Below are 21,516 nucleotides of genomic sequence, written 5' to 3' on the forward strand. Positions count from 1 at the left end.
TCTCCCTTTTCATTTTATATTTTAAAATGCTGTTTGAATATACAAAAAATCCCTCTCACTGAAACATTCCTACACCGTTAAAATTGCCTTTAATCAGCATAATGTACTGCATTGCCAGCGAAACAATCATCAGGAAGGTCGCGATGGACGGAATTACATTGATGATGGTGGAGATGTCCCCGACTAAGGACCATTTTTTCAAATATTGATCACTGGAAATCTTGGTGATGATCTTGCCCTGCTCCCGCAAATAATTCGCCGCTTGCGTGTCATCATCCATCCCCTCTGTCGCCAGCAGAATGGAACGGATATCGTTAATGAAGGGATGATTATCCGGAAAAGTCCCGCAGAACCATTCAATCGCCCGCTCGGTACCCTCGTCCACTGCTTTTTCCGAGAGCTCATAGAGATCCTGACGGATATAGTTGAAGTGGCTCGCGGTCCCTGAGCAGAAGGCTCCAAACTCCACATACCCCCGCTTGCGCAGCCGGTTGTTCTCGTAGAGGCGGATGAAGGAGATCAGCTCACCGTCCTTTTGAATAAGTGTCTTCTGATGCAGCCAGAGAAGCAGCCAGCCTAGCGGCAGAAACCGCTGTGGACTAGTAATCAATAGGATAAGCACGGCTATCAGCAAGTCATAGACAGCAAATGGCTCTGAACGCACGAAGTCGCTTGCGGCTTGTATCAGTAAATAGATCAGTGCTGCCGAGTAACGGAACAGGGTAAGCTTCGCTGCTGAAATTGCCAGTCCGCTTTGATTCAGCAATTGCTGCAATCGTTCATTCTGCACCCGCTCCCCGAAAGTTCTCCACTTCACACCAAGACTGAGCATATAACGTTCCTGCCGGCTGCTGCTGCTGATAAATACTAATAAGGCAAGATACACAACACCTGTTACAGCGGTCAAAAGCAGTAATCTATCCATTATTCATCACCTTAGTGGTAGTCCAGCTTGGGTCTGGCGAGTATGGTACTGATCATGAACGAGACGAACAATCCCGCAATGATGATCATCATAAAAGTAAGGCCTACAGTTGTTTCAAACTGCAATTTGAAATAGACATCCGGCTTCAGCATGTACATAAACGTTCCGACAGAAGAGACCAGCACAATCAGATTCCCGTACAGTCCCAGACTGATCGCATCCCTGCTGCTTGCCTTAACCGTCAGAATGGTCTCCCGCTGCTGCTCCATTGAGCGGTTAAGCATCATCAGCGAGCCTTTGAGATAACGCGTGCCCTCCTTCTCGGAGTAGAGCAGATCTGAAACAAATTCAACAGCAAACGTCGTGCCGATCGCTCCGGCAAACCGCCCTGCTTCCATGTTCAGCTCCCGCTCATTGCTGTAATTGGCAAACGCCGCACCAAGCAGCTTCAGCGGAGTTTTGAGCACATTCTCATCAGCCAGTAAATCACTGGTCCGCGACAAAATCGAATCAGCTGAAAGATGCGTAAATTTGGTGGCGATTTTGATCACATCGAGCAGATCGTAGCTCCCCCTTACCTTCCGCTGTGCGTATCTGTATCTCAGGCGCAAATACGGAATGCTTGCCGTAATCACGGCCAGAAACAGCGGGAGCCTCCAGGCGCCCCGGACTGGCGTGCCTTCATTCAAGCTAATCCCCTCCAGGAAAGGATTGCTAAAGCTCATATGCCCCGGCAGCTCGCGCAGCGTCAGCAGACCCGAGATAAAAACAGCTGCGAACAACAGACCCGAACGGCTGACAAAGCGCATTACACTAATGCCCGGCTCATATTTCCTGTGGGCGAAATACAGCAGATCATCCAGGTGGCGGTACAGCCACATTTTTTTGTTGACCGTACTGACCTTTTTACCGAACAGGCTGATCCGCAGATTCATCTTGAAATCCAGCTTTTGGCCCCATTGCCGTAAATGCCGGTGGGTGAGCGGCTTCACCAGCAGCCATAGCCCGCAGGCAACCAGGAGATGAGCGGCAAATTGAAAACAATAGTACAGTAGCCCCACAGGCTTCTCCCTCCTTCATTCGTTCAAAACAATCTTGGATTTCAGACTTTCCTTCAGCGGATTATCCATCGGCTTCTGTGCAGCGAGATGTCCAAGCTCATTCAGCAGGCGCCGCGCTGCCCGGGCATTTTTTTTGAACATTTTCTGCATTAATGCCGGGGTAAGCTTATCATTATAGCTCCAGGCCGATTGCTCCGGCTCCCAGCGCATAATATCACTGGCAAATACCGAATTGCCGGCCTCTTCATAAAACACCTCGGAAATCCGCGACAGCCGCTTCTTCCCCTCCGGTACACTTTCCAGAATAAATACCAGCTCACAGGCTTTCAGCGCAGAGATCAGATGCCCCTTCAGACTGCCGCCAATCCGCGTCGATACGGCAAATGCGCCCTGGTAGGGAATATCCTCCGAATCCACCGTATGGAACGTACCCGTAATGCCGTCATACCCCTTCTCGCCGCTCCACAGATAGAATTCCCATTCGTTATAACGCATTTCAGTCATGTAGAGAATGTTCGGGTCATGCCGCAGTGACTCTACGCCGACTTCCATCAGCTCTTCATTGGAGGCCTGGATCGGAATGATCCGGTGCCCCTTAATCTGGTACGGCAGAATGGACTCCGGATGCTTCTCAATCATCACCACACCCATGCATGAGGAAGAGCCCAGCAGCTGTTCACCGACAATCGTGTTGGCAAAAGTGGTTTTACCGGAGCCTACCGCCCCGGCGATAATCGTGTTACGGAATGTGCCCGTAAGCGCACGGATCAGCTCAATCGCTTCCGCAGGGATACATTCTGTACCCGCCTGATCATCCAGGTCGAGAAATTCGACTACCTGCCGCCGCAGCGATATGGTGGTGAATCCGTCCCAGACCCGCGGAGAGACCCAGATAGCGAGACGGATGAAGCGGCCGGGCCAGAGCGGATCATCCATTTTGAATTCCACGGAAGGATTATCCTTGTTCAGCTTCTTGTTCGGATCACTTTTCAGAAGAGAGCGCTTAAGCTGCTCTACCCGGTCCAGTGAAGGCATCTCATAAGGATAGGCGACAAAGCGGCCTTGATGGTTATAAAAAATCTGCCGCCCGATCATCTGCAGGCCCGTAGATTCGCTATAAGCCCGGTCGGTGAACCAGCGGTACGCAGGCCCGAAGCCCTTCCATTCATGAAACAGCGCTTCAGCCGCTGTACGGTACGCTTCCGGCACCTTGCCTGTAAACGGGGTATGGCGCAGATACTTCTCAATCCCGTTCATGAAAAAGCTGACGGCCTGCGGATCACCGGTCAACGCTTTGGCATTCAGCTCAAAGTAGCTGTCATCCTCCCGCTCCAGTCCGGCATTCATTTCATTTTTCATTTTGTGCAGAAAAGCGAAGAAATCCTCTTTGCCGGGTTTGCTGGTACGCAGCAGGCTTCGCTTCAGTGAAAACAGCGGTTTGGATTCCGTAATCTCCGCTTCTATTATTCCTGATGGTACAACTTGCCCTGCCAGTCTTCCTGCTCCAGGATTCTGCGGGGTCCAGCCTGACGGAAGATGTCCCGGCTTAAACGGCCAGCGTTCTTCCAGCTTCTCGATCATTGAAATATCCCTCTCTTCCGGACTTCCAGCGCAAGTCCCAGTGATACAAGCAGCGCATGTACCTTATCATCCACATGCTGCAATTCTTTCTTGCCAAGCGGCAGACTCTCCATGAACGGCTGATAATAAGGCAGCTCCAATAAAATCTCACTGCCAAAGCGCAGCGCCAGATTCTTGGAAGAGGTCAGCTCCTCCACATTGCTGCGGTTAATCACCCACTGGAAGTCCTGCGGCTGCAGATTCATATGCCCGGCCAGCTCCAGCAGGGGCTGCAGCCGGTATTCATGACGGGGATGCGTAACAATCATCCGCAGTACGGATTTCTGCATGCCCACATACCACGCGGCACTCTCGGGGATCGAGCCGAAATCGGCAATAACCACATCTGCACTCTCACTGGCCCGGGCCAGTAAATATTCAATCTCCTCCTCCTGGTAATCCTGGGCGCTTAAATAATCGAAGTTGCCCGGGAGATACGCATACCCCTCCTGCTTCAGCAAACTGTCGAAATCCTCATCATGCAGCATCTTTCCGGTAATCCGCGGCCGCAGCCTGTCCAGGCTGACAGCTGTCTTCCGGTCGTATCCCGGATCATAAAGATCAAGCCCAAGTACGATTACCCGCAGGCCCGAAGCGGCAATTCTTCTGGCGAACAGCTTGGCTACACTGGTACAGCCGATGCCCGGGCCGGAGCCGAAGAAACCGACCAGATTGCCGCGCTCCTCATGCTCTTCAAGAAGTATAAAGCGCAGCTTATCGACGATGGCGGATGAAGTGAAGCGCGGCGGCATGAAGAATGTCCCTAGACTCTCGCACTGCATATGAATGGCCTGATAGCCCCTCACTCCCTTGTGCAGATAGATATATAAAATGTAGGTGTCCGGGTATTTCCGGCGCAGGCCGCTTAAGTCCGCTACCTGCGCATGCTCACTCGTTATCATCAGCAGCTGTCCTGCAGCATGCGCCGGCTCAGGCAGCACAGTTTGGACGATAACTGTAAATCCGGCGAGCTTAATCTCATTAACTGTCAGCTGCTCCATGCCCAGACTGAATATTTTCAACTCGGTCTTCCCCCTTTACTCCACTCTTACAATCCACAGCTTCTTGCCTTGCTCCAGATAAGCGCCCAGCAGCTCACCGTCACTTTTCTTCAGCTTCAGCTCCGGCACTGCCACTTTACCCGTTGATGTGAACCGGTTATTGTTATTGCCGTTCTCCGAATCCAGCACATCATTGTTGTCCTCTGTGCGTACATAGTTCACTGTGACTCCGCTAAGGAAGACTTTGCTTGCCGGAACCGGGATTAGACTCTCTTCTTCCGCTGCTATACCCGGCATCTGCCCTGATCCGGCCACTCCTCCTGCAATGTCAGCACTCGCTGCCCCGGTAGCAGTTCCTTCCGCATATCCTGCAGTCCGCTCTTTATTCCGTGAATCTCCCTCTACCAGGTAGATGTCCACCTTATCCCGGCTGCGCAGCGAGCCGTTAATCGCATAGATCGCCTCTTTGGGAATAGGAAAAATCCCTTCATCCTGCTGCGGCTCCAGGTCACTTACATCTACTAGCGATTCGGTCAAAATGCTGCCGTCCATCAGGTTAACATTGGTAATCTTCTGCTGCACCGAAGCGATGCTTCTGATCACTCCAGCCGGAATATCCTTGGTCTGTACGGAATCAAGATACAGATCCCCTGCCTTTAGCTCATAATTTTTGGGCAGGAATCCTCCACCCTCCACCTTAATTTTGACTACGGTTTGAGATAATACGTATGGCTTAAGGTAGAGATCATATCCGAGCAGTCCGCCAAATCCGGCAATCAGAATGAGCGAAGCAAACAAGTAATTGCGTTTCAATAAATGTCCGCGCTGCGTTGCCAAGCCTTTTACCCCCTTTGAATGTGATTTCTGCACATAGCAAAATACACTTTGGCGCCTGCGTCCAAAATGCCGGTAAAATGCTTTTTTACCTTTTAGTGGTGAAGAAGTGTATTTGATTAGTTCTGTGAGGTTGTCTGGCTTGAGGCTGCGGGAGGAACTCCCGGCTGAAGAAGGGTTCCGGTAAAAATCAGGCGAAGCCGATGCTGAATGCGGCCCAGATATCCTGACTTTTACCGGAGTGGTTAAACAGGCTGAACGTTAATTAAAAACTACTGTCTTATTGTGATGGACGAGGATTCTGTCCTCAATATGCCATTTGACGGCACGGGCCAGAACCACCCGCTCAATAGTGCGTCCGATCCGCTTCAGCTCATTCACATCATCGCTGTGGCTGACGCGCTGGACGTCCTGCTCGATAATCGGGCCGCCGTCCAGCTCCTCGGTCACATAATGCGCTGTAGCGCCGATAATTTTGACCCCGCGCTGATACGCCTGGGCGTAAGGCTTGCCGCCAACGAATGCAGGCAGGAAGGAATGGTGGATATTAATAATCCGGTGCCGGTAATGCTCAATGAACGACGGGGAGATAATCTGCATATACCGGGCCAGAATAATCACATCAATATCCTTACCGATGACCTCCAGCTGGCGTCTTTCTGCTTCCCCCTTCGTCTCCGCCGTAACCGGAATATGATGGAACGGAATACCGAAGGACTCCACATAAGACTGCATATCCGTATGGTTGCTGACCACGAGGGCAATATCCGCATCCAGATCACCGGCCTGCCACTGCCAGAGCAGCTCTACCAGACAGTGGTCCTCTTTGGAGACAAAGATCGCCAGCCGTTTCTTATGGCTTACCTTGAAGATCTGCCAGTTCATCTTGAAGCGCTCAGCTACACCGCCAAAGATGCTGCGAACCTCTTCCAGCCGTTCATCGAGCTTCGGCAGATCGAATTCGATACGCATAAAGAACATGCCGCCGTCCGGGTCCATCGTATATTGATCAGACTGCACAATGTTCGCGCCGTGCTGGTACAGGAAATGCGATACAGCCGCTACGATACCCGGGCCGTCAGGGCAGGAAATAAGCATCCGCGCCCGGTCCGGATATTGTCCGCCTGATGAATGATCTCTTTTCACATGTAATTCCATAATTCTCCGTCCATCCTCTCATCTGCTTGCGCATTTCAGTTGTTTGACTTAAGCGTTCACGAGCAGCTGTTTGCCTGCCAGCCAGGCGATCAGCCGCTGATTAACAGCTTCTTCACTGAGCTGCGGGAATAGTCCGGCGGCAATTACCTGATCATACAGACGCTCCAGCGGTTCACGGGGATCAGCCTTCTTAGCTTTGGCATCATTCTTCAGCAGCTCCCATATATCAAGCACATAACGGCGGGAGTCCAGCTCCTGCTTGGCAAAAAAAGCATGCAGCTCTTCCACCTGAGACAGGAACTCCGCTCCGAAACGCTCAGCGACAGTGCCGCGCAGCAGCGCGATCTCAATCTCGTACATCGGGCGCAGCTTCTTCGCGTCTTTGCCGATCCATGGTGTCTCCAGAATAAACGGAAGTCCGACCAGCGCTTCATGATGCACCACATTGTTGATTGTCTCAAAGCCGATGTAGCCTGAGCCAATCGGAGTATGGCGGTCTTTGCCTGCTCCGCGCGGATTCTTGCTGTCATTGATATGAATTACACCAAGCCGCTTAAGGCCGATGATATCGTCAAACTTCTTCAGTACACCATCCAGATCGCCGACAATGTCGTAGCCGGCATCATGAATGTGACAGGTATCGAGGCAAATAGATAACCGCTCATTAAATTCCACCTTATCAATAATGGAGGCAATCTCCTCAAAGCTGCGGCCAATTTCGGTTCCTTTACCAGCCATCGTCTCGAGGGCAATATGCACCTCTGTCTCGTCCGTACCGCCCAGCACTTCGTTAAGTCCGTCAGCGATACGCTGGATACCGAATTCGGCATCCTTGTCCGTAAATGCACCCGGATGCAGGACGATATGCTTAACATCTAGCGCATGGGTGCGGCGGATCTCTTCCTGCAGAAAATCAACTGCCAGCTGGTAGGTGCTTTCCTTGTAAGAGCCCAGGTTAATAATATAAGGAGCGTGAACGACAATCTCTGCGACGCCGTTTCTCTTCATCACCAGCTTCCCTTCCTCAGGGAACATCGATTCGATCGGCTTACGGCGTGTATTCTGCGGTGCCCCTGTATATATCATAAACGAGGTTGATCCATACTCATTTGCTTCATTGGCCGCGCTCAGGAGACCCTTGTCCGCGCAGGACACATGTGAACCTATTTTCAGCATGCCTATTTCCCTCTTTCCTTCACGAATTAACCCTTATTCTACCGTGATCGGGACAATAAATCTAGGCAAGCCCCCGGCAACGGCTTTGGCTTCGCAAAACTCAGGAAATACGCTATACTTTAGGTGAGTAGAAGGTTTGTGACAATCATCATTGTCAAAGGCGGTGTAAATATGCATTTTCATTCACCCTCAAGCTTATTATCTGCGGCACCAAGTAACTGGTTTATGAATTCCATTGCCTTTTGGACCTTCCTGCTGCTGGGCTGCATGTGCATCGGCGGCTATTTCATGTTCCGCAAATTCCTTAAGGTGCTGCCCAAAGCTGACGGCAAATCCAAGCTGGATTGGCAGAATTATTGGGTCGAGCGCAGCCGTCCGCTATGGAGCGACGAGATGAAGGCTTTTCTGGATCAGCTGGTACAGCCTGTTCCCGGCCCGTTCCGCGACATCGCCAAGCATTCCATTGCTGCCGAGATCGGCAGGATTGCCGTGGAGAGCAGTGCGCCTGAAGTAACCCGCGAGCATTGCATTGAGGGATATATCATGGCAACACCGCGGCGGGATAACCGGTTCCTGCTCACCTTTCTGGAGAAGAACGGTATCGACTACACTCCTTACAAGCATTTGGTCAAGTAACTACAGGCAATCCTTACCCCCTATTAATCCTTGCGTCCCGGACAGGAGCAGACTCTATGAAATATATTATTTGCGGCGGCAGCGGCTTCATCGGCAGTGAATTAACTGAATACCTGCTCCAGGGAGGGCATCAGATTATCACCATCGGCCGGAAGCTTCCCGGGAACAAGGTATCACATCCGGGTCTGAGCTATCTGACCTGGGACAGCCTGAGATCAAACCCGGAAGCGGCGGAAGGTGCAGATGCCCTGATTAATCTGGCCGGAGCTTCGCTTAGCCAGCGCTGGACCCCAAGCGGCAAACAGGCAATTATGCAATCACGGCTCGAAACTGTGGCCGCAGCCGGGAAGCTGCTGAGTTCATTTCAGAATAAGCCCCAGGTCGTTATCCAATCCTCTGCCGTTGCCATTTACGGCACTTCGCTGCAGGATACCTACAATGAATCTTCACCCGCCCGCGTAATCGACTTCCCCTCAGAAGTCGTCAAAACTTGGGAGGAAGCAGCAGATGAAGCTTATCCGGGTGTCCGGCTCGTCAAGCTGCGCACAGGTGTCGTTCTCGGCAATGAGAGCGGTGCTTTTCCCAAAATGAAGCTGCCCTACTCCCTCGGCTTCGGCGGCAGAATCGGCAGCGGCAAGCAGTGGCTGTCCTGGATTCATCTCACGGATATGGTCCGGCTGATCGAATTCTGCGCCCTTAATCCTGAGATGGAAGGACCCGTCAACGCTACAGCACCACAGCCGGTTACGAATGAACAATTCGGCAGAATGCTCGGCAAGGTGTATCACCGCCCGCACTGGTTCCCTGTTCCCGCATTTCTGCTGAAGGCTGCTGTAGGTGAGCTGTCAGCAATCCTGCTGGAAGGCCAACGTGTGCTCCCCTCTAAGGCGGTCAACCATGGCTTCACGTTCACTTACCCGACTCTGCAGCCGGCACTGGAACAACTGAAATCCAGATAGTGCTTGATTTAAACCGTATGAAACGTATAGCTGCCCTTCACTATAGTAAACACGGTCCCTTCGGCCAAAGGATATTCCTTATACGGAACCATAACCTCGCCCGCAAGCAATGTCCCGTTTCTGGAATCCAGATCCTTCAGGATATACCCGCTTGAGCTTCTGGAAATTTCGGCATGCACCCGCGAAGCCCCTTCAGACTGCTCAATATACTGGGCAACCTCTGAGGAACGTCCGATAATGAAGCTTGGACGGTCAAGCTCGATGCGCTCAGGAGCTCCCCCCTCCTCTGTATTGATCCGTTCCAGATAAGGTGTTGCAGTTCTGCTGCGGGGAACTGCTGCTGCCGTATCGGGACCAGGCTCCCTTACAAGCAGCGCGGTTGCAGCTGGTTCCTTCACCTGTGGACGGCTCTGGCCAAATCCCATATTCCCCTCCTGCCTGTCCGCAGCCAACCCTGCAGAAACCTCTGAATCTGCTTCCGCTTCCCGGCCTAAGCGCTGAGAGGCTGGTGCTGAAGGCCTGAGCGGCACCACCGGATTCCTGCCGAAATCCCACTCCATATCCCCCCGCAGCCGCCGGGCCGCACTTTGCCTTCCATTAATCTCCTCGGGTTCTGCCTCCTCTTCCTCTGACTCTCCCGAAGACAGCCTGCCGCTCCAAATCATCCAGCACAGCAAACCTAATCCTAAAGTTGCTGCAGCAGAGACTGCCAGCCAGAGTGTCTGCGGATTATTGAGGTAAAGAAACTTCCATAACAATGCGTCACACAATACCGCACCCAGTATGATATAAGTCCTGTATGGCGAAGGCTGATCTGTATGCTGCTGTGTGCTTCCCGGCGGAACGCCTGCAGGCTGTCCGGCTGCCGCAGCTTCCTTGCGCTTAAGAAGCGGGGTACCGCTTAGCCATGCCATTTGTTCGGGAGCCTCGGCAGCCGCTTCCGGCTCCTTCACTCTGGAATCCCAAACGAAAGGCAACCTCCCCGGCATTCCCGCCGCTGTTGTTTCAGGAATATGTATCAGCGGCGGCAGGGGTTCCTGCACTTTACCTTCTGCCGGCGGAACAGCTGCTCCGGCATATCTCTTGAGTGGAGTATGTTCCGGCGCTTCAGTGTACGGCCTGTGATTCTCTGCTCCGGTCAGTAGTTCCGCCAGCAGCTCCTTTAGCCCGCCAGGGCTGAAGGCCTCCTCCCCGCAGTACTGCAGCAGCCTCCGCATACCGTCACCAGACAGCTCATGAATCGCGGCCATGAACACCATAATCAGTGATTTCAGTGACTCCCCGGGTCTTACCGCCGGCTCTGTATTCTGCAGGGGGAGATACGTCAGGAACACCTTGCCGCTGCTTAGCGGCCCTTCAATGAATATATAGTCCTCATGCAGCGCATATTGCTCTGTACGCAGCATGTACAGCCGTCCTTCCTCCATGCCGGCTGCAATCTGCAGCATCAGTCCGAAAAAATTCTTCATGCTGAGCCGCTCACTCTTGAGCAAAGCCCCCAGCATTTTCCGCCTGGATACAGCATATTCCAGTGTCACCTGCAGATCGATCTCTCTGAGAAGCAGCCGCAGATGATGCGGAATGCCGGTATTGATCAGCATGCGGGCCTGCACCATATTAAGCTCCTCTGCCGCCAGCCCCCCTGGCTTGCCAAGCAGCATGGTTATCCCGTCCTGCTGCACGAAGTCACGTTCCAGTCCAAACAAAGCTTTCCACCTCCTGAACGGTTAGAAATAATAATACGCACAGATGAATCCCGGATACACTGCGAGCATAAAAGGAAACCTGAGCAGATTACTGCTCTGTCTTGCAGCAGCCATGCCTGTAGTGCGGAGCAGCAGAAATCCCGCTGTCCGGCTGAGCATGGTGCGGATCTTCTGGCCTGCTCCCCGCCTGAAGAATAGAATCCCCCACCCGACGACCGCCCCCAACAGTATGGAATATACTATCACCTGCAGTGTAAATACCGTACCGGTCCATGCCCCGATTCCGGCAAACAGCTTCACATCGCCGGCCCCCACCGCCCCGATGAAATACATGATCAGCAGCAGCGCAAATCCTGCCGCTGCACCGCAGAGTGAAAAGATCAGCCCAGGCCAGCCTTTGACAGCAAGCTGCAGGCTCATTCCTGTAACCAGCACAGGCAGTGTAATCCAGTTAGGAATCCTCAGCCAGCGGATATCAGTAAATAATGCGATGGTCAGGGCGGCCAGACAGCCCCAGAATGCCCAATCTGTCATATCATTCCCCCGTTCTATTCATCAATCATTTGATTACGGTAAAGGTTGCCTCCAGTGTGGTGCCGTCTCCCAGGGTAATTACAAAGGACCAGGTACCCGGTGTTGTGTTTACACCTATCTTCCACTCCCACTCGATATACCCGTTCTCATCAGCCTGCTTCCAGCCCAGATATTTGGCTGTGCTCTGGCCGCTCTTGTAAAAGATCGACAGATTGGCAGATGCACCGGGCGGCACTTTAACTTTGATGATTCCCTGGCGGTTCGCCACTCCCGGATTAGGCTTCTCAAGGATGATTATGGTCCCGGATTCCTCCGCAGGCTCATCTGTTCCGCTACCGCCGGCTGCATCGCTATTTCCGATCCACAGTCGTTCAACGGCACTTGCTTCCAGCACAATCTTCTGATTCAGGAACGGCACTCTCATCGGCAGATCATAGCTGACTACCAGTCCGAAGTATGGATGTATCCCCTTATTCAAATCCGGAACTGTAACGTTCGAAACATGAATCCGGCTATATTCCAGCCAGTCAGAGGACAGATAAGGCTTCAGCACAGGCTTAAGCGCCAGATCGAGCACCGTCTCGGAGGCCCCGGCCTGCAGCTTCTGCAGCGGTCCTTCACCTTCCCGGACTGCAGCTCTGACCCATGTCTCCATAGGCTGCGGAAGCTCCTCCACAAAGCTCTCGCTCCACTCGGAAAGCGACAGACGCGGTACACTCCATACACTGGAGGAATTCGAGGTCTCCTTCGTAGAGGCATCCTCCTGATCCGCTCCGTTCCACTGCTGCGCGGCTAAGGCGGCTGGATAAACATGCGTGGAAATCATCTTAACGGTATCAGAAGCTGTACTCTGCAGTGCTGTAGAATATAAGGTCATTTGCACAATGAAAATAAGAAACAGGATGAATAGCAGAAATACTGGCAGCACCAGCGCCGCCTCAACCACCATGCTGCCTTGGTCACGCCGCTCCCCTCTGCTCCGCAGCCACTGCTTCATGCCTGTACTCCTCCTTCAATACGAAAAGTCAGCCCGGGCCTTCCGGTAATACACTTTGCCCCGGACATCACCAGAGAGTCCCGCACCATAACCAATCAGCTTCACCACCCCGGGGAGAAACCACAGCGGCATGCCCAGGGTAAGCTCTGCTGAAGCATAGGTGAATTGTCCGGCCGGATTAATGCCGGATTTCAGGCGGATCAGAGCAAGCATCCGGGCCAGCTGTTCTTCGCCCCCTCCATGCAGCAGGAGAAACAGCCGGAGGAAATCACGGTAACTAAGCTGCGCCGGCAAATACTTGGATAACGGTAATTCGCCATCCCGGCTGAGCAGCAGCATATCCTGAACAGCCATCTCCACTCCGTACAGAAACCCTGCCGCGAGCACAGCCAGCGGGTTGCCGAGACCGGCTTTCTCAATTAGTCCTTCCATAGTTCTGACAGCCAGCCGTAAAGCAAAGATCTCACCGTAGGCCGCAGCTACATTCCCGGCAGGATTATAGAAGCCGTACAAAATATATTCCAGCTCCTGAGCCTGCGGGCCGAGCTGTTCCCCTGCCAGCTCCAGGATCCCCGGAGCGGTACCGTTATCAGCCGGGGCAAACAACCGGGAGAGGTCAAAATGGGTAAAGTACATGGCCGAATATTCCGTCTGATACAATCTGTCCCTGGCCCCTCCCAGAACACTGCTTATAGCGGCATACAAGCCGTCCATATTCTTCATCGGGGATTTCCCAGGTGCATATTGCTCCTTGCTGTCAGAGGCTGCTGCCGCTTCCTGTACTACACCATTATTGAAAGCAACAATCTCCTGGTAGTACTGCCGCAGACTACGAAAATACTCCATAGCCTCTCCGGCGCGTTCTCCCAGTCCGCGAAGCTCATCAAGCAGCTTCATAGCATCCCCCAGCTTTACCTCTGCCTGCTGTTCCACCTCCTTGCGCTGGCTGTCTGAGGTCCGGCGGCTCTCGATTTGGGCTGCCTCCGCCGTAATAATAGACCCATATTGCCGGTACTGGTTAACTGCTTTGGCCGCACTTAGAACTCCGGCCATCATCAGTTCCTTATCGGCTGTCAGCTTCAGTGCCCCGCCTAACAATTCCGGCAAAGCCTGCACCGGCAGCTCCATTGGTAAGGCAGCATTTCGCTGTGACTCTATATTGTTCTCCAGTGTACGGATTTCACTTGCCGGAAGTATAAGAGACTCTGCTTGGTTCTGCAGCTCCTTGAGCGAGCCGGCATACACTTCTTCTCCGTCAGCCGGAATATCCCAGTTCCGGGCCGGGTCCTCTGCCGCAGCGGCATCCCCCGCCTCTCTGGACTGGACAAGTATGGCCTCCATCTGCCCGTTCAGCTGTACAGCCTCCTCCAGTGCAGCTTCTGCTTCACCAAGAAGTGCTGCATTCTCTGCCTGGAAAGCAGCCAGCTTGAGGGGGATTTCCTTAATGATTTCAGCAGCACCGGTCTCATAAAGAACCATATCGGTGGCAGACTGCGAATCATTATCCGAAACGCGCAACGGATCAGCTTCATTCTTCTGGAGATAATCGGTGTACATTGCCGGGATATCAGCAGCTGAAGCAAGCTCGTCTATCCGCACCGGCTCAATAGAATCCGCAGGAGGGTCCATTATCAGTTTCAGCAGCTTCGCGGCACTGACTGCCGCGTCCCGCCTCTTCTGCAGCATCCGCCCGAGCGCTTCCTCCCGCCGGTCGTACAGCGGCTGCAGCTCTCCCAGCACCTGTGTGGTCCGCGATGCTTCTGCCATCGCCGCCGAGAGAGGTTTAAGCTTACCTGCCAGCTCCAATGCAAAGTCAACCGGGGCTTTATATTTCATCTCTTCAATGATCTGCCTCCGGAAGATTTCATAGCTGCCCAGCGGACGGCTCCATTCCAGTAAAGAGGAATCCATCTTCACCGGCAGCAGATTAAATGCATCTGAACGTCCGCTCTCATAGAGGTTATCATTCAGTACTTTGGATAACAGCTGATCCCCGTCATCCCCGCCGAAAGCAAACAGTCCATAGCTGTCCCTGAGTCCGATATCGTAGGAAGACATTACCGAGCGGAGTGCCGCTCTCGCCAGCCGTTCCTGCTGTACATTCACAGCTGCAATCCGTGCGTAATCAATGAGCACCGATGTGAACAGAAATACGAATGCTAAGATCATGATCAGAAAGATAGAAACAGAGCCTTCCTCCCGGCCCGGCAGCCTTCCGGCCTTAAAACCCCTCATCCGCAACACCTTCCGCTAATCTCGTCCCTGGAGTCAGTCCCAGTTGAACCCGTGCAGCTTAATTCAGCTTACCCAGCATACTTGCAGCCTTCTTCTTATCCATCCCCCGGCCGGTCTTGCCGCTGCCTGGTGAAGCATCCCGGAATTTCGCCCCATAGTAACGCATCAGATCGACTGTCCTGATAAACTCTGCCGGTTCAGTAACATAAGAGCTTACGGCCACTGCCGGTTCTGCACCGTCAGCCAGCAGTCCGTCCAGAACCGGCAAATGCAGCACCTGCTTCAGCCCGGCATCAATTCTGCGTCCAGTCAGGCCGAAGCTGTAAGTGAGCTCCCCGCTCAGATTTCCCGGCACCATCTGTGCTGCCTGCTGCAGCTTCACTTCCGGCAATGAACCTCCTGCCTTGTCTTCTGCGCCTCCGGGAAGCATAACTGCAGTGCTGCCGTTTCTGCCATCCATTCCAAACAAAGAGGATAACAATCCATCCTCGCTTATCCTCCAGTAGAGCGGATCATAATTACCGGCCTGGAACTCCCCTGAAGCATTCCGGTTGCTGTTCTCCCAATTATAGGCGGCACGCTCAGCCGCAGCTGAGGCTATCTGCAGCAGCATCGCCTTCTGGTAGGTGTACAGGCTGAAGAACAGCAGCAGCATGGTAATGCCCATAAGGATTGGCAGAAGCAGCGAAGCCTCAACCGTGAAGCTGCCCTCATCCTCCTGCAGGGCATTCACTCAAAAACTTCCTGGCTCTTATCACCGGCAGTAGCAATCAGCTTCTCAACTACCTTGACAATCTCTTCACGGAACACCAGCACTACCGCAATCAGTACAGCAATAATCAGGATCATCTCCAGTGTTCCCAGCCCGTCCTCGTCGCTCCAAAAGCGCGTAGCTCCTTGCGTATTCTCTGTCATCATCTGCTTTCCTCCTCCTACATTTTTAACATCATCAGCGCGGGTGAACCCACCAGCACAATTACTATCAGAAAAATAACCACCATCGGAAAGACCAGCTTAGATGAAGCCTGTTCCCCGCGTGTCCGGCTGACCGCCTTCCGCTTCTCCCAGAGCATCCGGGAGAGATCCCGCAGCGACAGGACAAAGTCTGCTCCGCCTCTGCGGTAATTAAGCAGCACGGTTGTTGTGAAGATAGATACCTCCTGCACCGCGCAGCGCCTGCTGAAATTCTCAAATGCCTGCTGAAATGAATATCCGCCCTCCCATTCAGCTGTCATCTTCAGCAGCTCCGCGTACAAAGGATGGGCAGCATCCCCTTGCCGGCCCTGCACACAGCGGAGGATCGCCCGCTGCACCGTCTCTCCGGCCCCAACAAGGAGCACCAGACTATTCAATAGCTCCGGCAGCTCAAAGCAGATGCTCTGCTCTCTTATCCGAACTTTCTTGTGCAGGTCACTGACCATCGCCGCCGGAATCACAGCCGCCAGCAGCCCACCGATGGTAATTCCCGCAGCATCCCTGCTAAGCAGGGTAATTACACTTCCGCCTGTCATGAACAGCCAGCTGAAGCTGAGCATCTCACCCATGAACAGCAGGGTACGCTCCGCACTGTAGCGCATACCGTAAATCCGTTGAAGCGAGCGCTGGATCCTGAACATTACTGCCGGAATGAGGCGGCTGATTCGGCCCTGCTCTATAAGCAGCAGCAACGGCTCCCCGAGCCGCCTAAACCGCAGCCCTTCGACCTGGATTTCCCGCAGCGCAGCGTAGCGTCTGCCGCACTTGAAACGCAGAACCAGCCAGCCGATCATGAATATTAGCGTTATCGCGCTGCATAACACAGACATTCCGTTCACCCCTTTCTTTAAAGCGGAATATCCATAATCTTGTTCGTCCAGAGATAACATAAGAACAGTGCAATCAGCGCCACGGTAGAGATAGCTATCCCGGCCCCGGTATACATCGGGTCCATATACTCTCCGGCTGTCAGGCTCATGAACATTACCATCATCAGCGGGGAGACAAGCAGGGCCTTGGCTTCAAATTTCTTCTGGGCAATACTGACTGCAATATCCTGTTGAATGTCCAGCTTCTCGCCGATAACGGACGAGGTCCGGCGCACGATTTCCACAAGATCCCCGCCTGTCCGCTTGCAGACTGTGAACACATCGGCAAACCGCTCAACATCCTCCATCGCCGCCCTTCTGCTGAAATCGTACAGCGCCTCTTCTACCGGTTCCCCGTATTCCATGCGGGCACAGATGATATCCAGCTCAGCCAGCATATCGCCGCTCCCTTCCGGATCAAGCATCCGCAGATCAAGCACCGCCTCGCGGAAGGCATTCTCCACCGACCGTCCGGCAGACAGCGATGAAGAGAGTGAGAACAGCATCTGCTTGAACTGCAGGGTAAGTGCAGCCCGGCGCCGCTGAAGCAGAAGCCCCCGCAGCAGCCGCGGCCCGTAAGCACTGCCCGGTACCAGCAGCAATGCCAGCAGCAGCTGGTGATAGAACAGATAACCGGTGCCGTAGAGCAGCAATCCGCCGGTTATAATCGCCATGTTCCTTTGCAGCGGAGTCAGGCTGTACACCGTATAATCCGGGAGTGCCGGATGACCCGCAGCTGATTCTCCCGTTGATATTCTGCTCGCAGAAGGCGTCCTATTCGTCTGCGGCAAACGCCGCCCCCTCTTCTTCAAAGCGATCAGGGTACAGCCCCCTCTCTGCTGGAATTCACTGCGATTCCCCGCAGCAATGTATAATCAGTAACTCCGGCCATCTGCAGCTTAGCCTTATGCTGCAGCGGATGACCGGTGGGCTTAAGGCTTCCCAGCACCCTGCCGGCTTCTTCCCCCGTCTCCTGAAACACATATAACGGGTTCAATTCCACCTCGCCGTCATGCAGGCCAATCACCTCACTAATCTCCATAACCCGGCGCGAGCGGTCACGCAGCCGTGATAAATGTACGAATATATCTACTGCCGAACTGATTTGCTGGCGGACTACTGGCACCGGCAGCTCGGCAGCACTAAGCACCATCGTCTCCATCCGGCTGATCATATCGCGGGCACTGTTGGAATGCCCTGTCGATAAGGAGCCGTCATGGCCTGTGTTCATCGCCTGCAGCATATCGAGGCACTCTGCCCCCCGGACCTCCCCGACAACGATGCGGTTAGGCCGCATCCGCAGTGAAGTGCGGATCAGATCGCGGATTGTGATCTCGCCGCGCCCTTCCGTATTGGCATTCCTCGTCTCCAGCGAGACCAGATTGGGCACCGTGACAATCTGCAGCTCAGCGGAATCCTCGACCGTAATCACCCGCTCCTGCGGCGGGATGAACTGGGACAGGGCATTCAGGAAGGTCGTCTTCCCCGACCCGGTGCCGCCGCTGATGAATATATTGAACTTAGCCGCAACCAGGATCTGCAGCAGCTCTGCCGCTTCCGCACTAAGCGCTTCACGCTTCACCAGTTCGTTCATTGTCAGGGGAGTCTCCGGGAACTTGCGGATCGTCATCGCCGGCCCCTTCAATGCGGCCGGAGGCAACACGATGTTGACACGGGATCCGTCCTGCAGTCTGGCATCAACAATCGGTGACGACTCATTGACCACCCGGTTCACGCCGGAGACAACGGTCTGGATAATATCCTCCAGCCGGCTCCGGGATTCAAAGGCCAGCGGCAGCCGGCGGATCATCCCCTCCTCTTCTACAAAAATCTCCTCATGGCTGTTAATCATAATCTCCGTAATGGCCGGATTATCGACCAGAGGCTGCAGCACATCCAGTCCCCGGAAGGAATCAAACAGTTTCTTGACTAATTCATGCTTCTCCTGGGCAGTCAGATAACGCAGCTGTTCCCGGCTGAGTATGATCCGTTCTATGAAAGCAGCGAGCTCAATGTTCCCGATAGCCGATGTAACGTCCAGTCCTGCCCGTATATCACTGCGCAGTGCCCTGAACATCTCCTCATTCATGCAGAACTCCCGGTGAATACTCCCGGCAGCGCCGGTTCAACAACCGTTCTGCACAGCTGCTGCACTGCCGCTATGAATTGGGGTGAGCTAAGGCACAGCTCTCCGTAATGCTGCGTGCCCCAGGAGGGAATGTACGGCAAAATGCCCTCCAGCCTGATACCCGCTGCCGCCGGCAGTTCATTTCCTGTCTCTGTGCAGCAGTTCAGCACAAATCTGCTTCTGGCCCGCATTTCCGGTGTCATGCCGGAGTGCGGACTTCCGTAGTAGGCCAGCCAGCGCTCCGTCTTATACAGGCTTACCTGCTCATTCTTCAGTATCCACAGCAGGCTGCCGCATCTGCGCAGAACAGCCTGTGCCCGCTCCTCCTCAATACTGCCCGTATCTGCAATAACTACGTCATAGCTTCCCGCACCGGCCAAGCCGTCCAGGATGTCCAGCGTGTCACGCTGTGACATCTGAAGCATCTCCTTGAAGTTCTCAACCGGCCTGAATGCATCACATCTCAGGACCTCATGCCTGAATGCATAATCCGCCCAGGCGGGCTTGCCTCTCCCGCCGTTCGACTCTCCGCCTGCCTTAAGCTCATATAGCAGGCGCTCCAGACCCGGAACATTACCGCCCGGCATCCGCAGATACATTCCGCTGCTGTCCACACTTTCCAGATTGAGATAGAACACAGATAACCCGAGTGCACCGAGCTGCTTGGCTATATTCAGGGCAACGGTTGTTTTGCCGCTGCCCCCGCTGGCAGAGACTACACCAAGCAGCAGTGTCTGTTCCTTGGGCACAGCAGCAGTCCTGGCCCGCTTCAGATCACACAGCTGGAGAATGGATTCCAGCAGGGAGGGCAGCGCCTGATACTTGGCAATCACCCTGCCGCCCGCCGGGGAATTCCTGCTATCCGGCATTTCACCGGCTTCACTTAAGACCGCCCACGGAACACTGCTTCTCCCTTCCACCAGCCAGGCCTCAATAAATGAGGCATCTCCCGCCACGGCATCCGGCAGTTCATTCCCTTTCATAAATTCCATAAATGTGTCCAGTCTGCTAAAGGCCGTAATCCGCAGCATTTCCCCGTAGCTGCTGTGGTGCAGGTAATGAAGCAGCGGTTCAATATACTGGCTCTCACGGACCGCAAGCACAATTCTTGCTGTCATGAAATCATTCTCCTCTCTGCAGGTGATAGCAGCTGGCATCCGGTGCAGGAGCAGCCGCCTTCGGAATAAGGGCAACAAAAAAAGCACCGCCAATAGCCGTAAGATACGGTTATTGAACGGTGCTTCCGTTACTATTCCTTTAATTTACAGCTATAGTAGCATATATATAAAGGCTCAGCAATAGCTTTTTTACCATTATCCGAGTAATCTCCATAAATCCCCTATTCTCACATGTCCTGCAGGGGATATGTAATCACTTTCATTTCTCCTATATAATACACATGTACATAAAAAGGGAAATTATACATTATTGAGAGGAGTTTTACACAGATGAAATTAATCCCCGGATTCCTTGCCGTACTCGCTCTATCCGGTGCAGTCAGCTTATCCGCTGCCGCTGCAGACAAGCCTATCACCGTAACCGTTAACCAGCAGACGCTTAATCTCAGCTCCAGCTCCCCGGTCAAGGATAACGATACAATCCTCGTGCCAATGCGTCCTATCTTCGAGAAGCTGGGACTCGCGCTCGCCTGGGATGCCAAGACCAGTACCGTTACAGCCAGCAAAGAAGGACTGAGCATCAAGCTGCAGATCGGCAGCAAGAAAGCCAGCGTCAACGGAACCGTCAAGCAGCTGTCCGCTGCTCCGCGGATGATTAATAATGTCACCTACGTCCCGCTGCGGTTCGTTAGTGAAGCTACCGGTAATGAAGTCAGCTGGGATGCCAAAGCCAATACCGTTGCAATCACCAGCGCTGCAGACAGCAGCACAGCCGCTAAAGAAATCGCTGCCCTGTTTGACAAGTATGCGGAGTATTCCAACAGCGAGAATATCAAAGGCTTCATGTCGCTGATTGATCCGAAATCTCCGCTGGCCGCAATCGGCCCGCAGCTTGAAGAGCAGAACGCGAAGTACGACACGAAGAATACCATCGAGCAGCTTAATATCATCGATTTGCAGAAAGACGAAGCAACAGTACAAACGGTAGAAAACTCCGAGAAGCTTGGCGGTGCTTTTATACTGAACAGCAAGGCTGAATATATCTATTCCCTGACTAAAAGCAGTACCGGGTGGCTGATCAGCAATCTGCAGATTAAAGCCATCCAGTATTCACTTCCGGCAGGCACACTCGAAGCGAAGGTAACCGTTCCCCAAGCCGATGAAGACCAGATTAACGCCGTAATTCAGGCTAATGTGGATTACACCAACAAGGAGAATATTGACGGCATTCTCTCTACGATCGACGAAGCTTCTCCTGCTTATGCCCAGACCAGACAGATCTATACCCAGGTGTTCCAGGCCTATGACCTGGAATCCGCTATTGAGTCTTCGAAGATCATCGACTACACAGCCGATGAAGCCTCTGTATACATGGTGCAGACAACTAAGCGGTTAAGCGGACCTGCGCTTGCCGATACCCGCTCCACTACAGTTACAACGGTGAAGAAGGCAGCAGACGGCAAGTGGAAGCTGGTTCAGAGCTATATCATCAAGACCGAACCTCTTACTCCGTAACAGCCTGTTCAGGCATCCTAGATAGAATCGTGACTCAAATACCTGTATGCCAAAAAGCAGTGCCGCCCT

At 53.4% G+C, this 21,516-nt stretch carries 20 protein-coding genes; 3 read left to right on the plus strand and 17 right to left on the minus strand.

Annotated elements, in window-relative coordinates:
• Positions 1-55 precede the first annotated feature (55 nt).
• The 7 genes from LOS79_RS18415 to LOS79_RS18445 form a co-directional block, all read right to left on the minus strand.
• Entirely contained in the window at positions 56-925 is an 870-nt protein-coding gene (locus LOS79_RS18415) for a hypothetical protein (protein ID WP_315411516.1), read from the minus strand.
• Positions 926-936: 11 nt separating this feature from the next.
• Complete coding sequence (locus LOS79_RS18420; protein WP_315411517.1) at positions 937-1,986, minus strand: hypothetical protein; 1,050 nt, start codon at positions 1,984-1,986, stop codon at positions 937-939.
• A gap of 15 nt (positions 1,987-2,001) precedes the next feature.
• Positions 2,002-3,567 (minus strand): ATPase, T2SS/T4P/T4SS family, encoded by a 1,566-nt coding sequence (locus LOS79_RS18425; RefSeq protein ID WP_315411518.1) that lies wholly within the window; start codon positions 3,565-3,567, stop codon positions 2,002-2,004.
• Complete coding sequence (locus LOS79_RS18430) at positions 3,564-4,628, minus strand: CpaE/TadZ family protein (RefSeq protein ID WP_315411519.1); 1,065 nt, start codon at positions 4,626-4,628, stop codon at positions 3,564-3,566. Before LOS79_RS18430 ends, LOS79_RS18425 begins: the two co-directional genes overlap by 4 nt.
• A gap of 15 nt (positions 4,629-4,643) precedes the next feature.
• Positions 4,644-5,444 (minus strand): hypothetical protein, encoded by an 801-nt coding sequence (locus LOS79_RS18435; RefSeq protein WP_315411520.1) that lies wholly within the window; start codon positions 5,442-5,444, stop codon positions 4,644-4,646.
• Positions 5,445-5,702: 258 nt separating this feature from the next.
• On the minus strand, positions 5,703-6,599 hold the full coding sequence (gene purU / locus LOS79_RS18440; RefSeq protein WP_315411521.1) for a formyltetrahydrofolate deformylase: 897 nt from the start codon (positions 6,597-6,599) through the stop codon (positions 5,703-5,705).
• Positions 6,600-6,647: 48 nt separating this feature from the next.
• Entirely contained in the window at positions 6,648-7,775 is a 1,128-nt protein-coding gene (locus LOS79_RS18445) for a deoxyribonuclease IV (protein WP_315411522.1), read from the minus strand.
• A gap of 171 nt (positions 7,776-7,946) precedes the next feature.
• Here LOS79_RS18445 and LOS79_RS18450 point away from each other — a divergent pair, with 171 nt between their 5' ends.
• A complete protein-coding gene (locus tag LOS79_RS18450) occupies positions 7,947-8,411 on the plus strand; it encodes a DUF2621 family protein (protein ID WP_315422313.1) in 465 nt (154 codons plus the stop codon).
• Positions 8,412-8,467: 56 nt separating this feature from the next.
• Entirely contained in the window at positions 8,468-9,370 is a 903-nt protein-coding gene (locus LOS79_RS18455) for a TIGR01777 family oxidoreductase (RefSeq protein ID WP_315411523.1), read from the plus strand.
• Between the two features lie 8 nt (positions 9,371-9,378).
• On the opposite strand, the gene LOS79_RS18460 is transcribed toward LOS79_RS18455, so the two are convergent.
• From LOS79_RS18460 to LOS79_RS18505, 10 genes are all read right to left on the minus strand, one after another.
• The gene (locus tag LOS79_RS18460; RefSeq protein WP_315411524.1) at positions 9,379-11,076 is read right to left on the minus strand and encodes a DUF6382 and FHA domain-containing protein; all 1,698 of its coding nucleotides are present in this window, start codon (positions 11,074-11,076) and stop codon (positions 9,379-9,381) included.
• Between the two features lie 21 nt (positions 11,077-11,097).
• Positions 11,098-11,610, minus strand: a complete 513-nt coding sequence (locus tag LOS79_RS18465; RefSeq protein WP_315411525.1) for an A24 family peptidase — start codon at positions 11,608-11,610, stop codon at positions 11,098-11,100.
• A gap of 25 nt (positions 11,611-11,635) precedes the next feature.
• Complete coding sequence (locus tag LOS79_RS18470; RefSeq protein ID WP_315411526.1) at positions 11,636-12,607, minus strand: TadE/TadG family type IV pilus assembly protein; 972 nt, start codon at positions 12,605-12,607, stop codon at positions 11,636-11,638.
• Positions 12,608-12,622: 15 nt separating this feature from the next.
• Positions 12,623-14,842, minus strand: a complete 2,220-nt coding sequence (locus LOS79_RS18475; protein WP_315411527.1) for a hypothetical protein — start codon at positions 14,840-14,842, stop codon at positions 12,623-12,625.
• Between the two features lie 58 nt (positions 14,843-14,900).
• A complete protein-coding gene (locus LOS79_RS18480) occupies positions 14,901-15,575 on the minus strand; it encodes a TadE family protein (protein ID WP_315411528.1) in 675 nt (224 codons plus the stop codon).
• Positions 15,572-15,760 carry a Flp1 family type IVb pilin gene (locus tag LOS79_RS18485; RefSeq protein WP_315411529.1) on the minus strand — a complete coding sequence of 63 codons (189 nt, stop codon included), beginning with the start codon at positions 15,758-15,760 and terminating at the stop codon, positions 15,572-15,574. Before LOS79_RS18485 ends, LOS79_RS18480 begins: the two co-directional genes overlap by 4 nt.
• A gap of 14 nt (positions 15,761-15,774) precedes the next feature.
• Complete coding sequence (locus LOS79_RS18490) at positions 15,775-16,647, minus strand: type II secretion system F family protein (protein ID WP_315411530.1); 873 nt, start codon at positions 16,645-16,647, stop codon at positions 15,775-15,777.
• Positions 16,648-16,664: 17 nt separating this feature from the next.
• A complete protein-coding gene (locus LOS79_RS18495) occupies positions 16,665-17,441 on the minus strand; it encodes a type II secretion system F family protein (RefSeq protein ID WP_397386800.1) in 777 nt (258 codons plus the stop codon).
• A gap of 62 nt (positions 17,442-17,503) precedes the next feature.
• A complete protein-coding gene (locus LOS79_RS18500; RefSeq protein WP_315411532.1) occupies positions 17,504-18,775 on the minus strand; it encodes a TadA family conjugal transfer-associated ATPase in 1,272 nt (423 codons plus the stop codon).
• Positions 18,772-19,932: a hypothetical protein gene (locus tag LOS79_RS18505; RefSeq protein WP_315411533.1), complete on the minus strand. Its 1,161-nt coding sequence runs from the start codon at positions 19,930-19,932 to the stop codon at positions 18,772-18,774. Before LOS79_RS18505 ends, LOS79_RS18500 begins: the two co-directional genes overlap by 4 nt.
• A gap of 330 nt (positions 19,933-20,262) precedes the next feature.
• Here LOS79_RS18505 and LOS79_RS18510 point away from each other — a divergent pair, with 330 nt between their 5' ends.
• Positions 20,263-21,447: a copper amine oxidase N-terminal domain-containing protein gene (locus LOS79_RS18510; protein ID WP_315411534.1), complete on the plus strand. Its 1,185-nt coding sequence runs from the start codon at positions 20,263-20,265 to the stop codon at positions 21,445-21,447.
• Positions 21,448-21,516: the final 69 nt, after the last annotated feature.

Source organism: Paenibacillus sp. MMS20-IR301 (assembly GCF_032302195.1).
In the GTDB taxonomy this organism is placed as follows: Bacteria; Bacillota; Bacilli; order Paenibacillales; family Paenibacillaceae; genus Paenibacillus_AQ.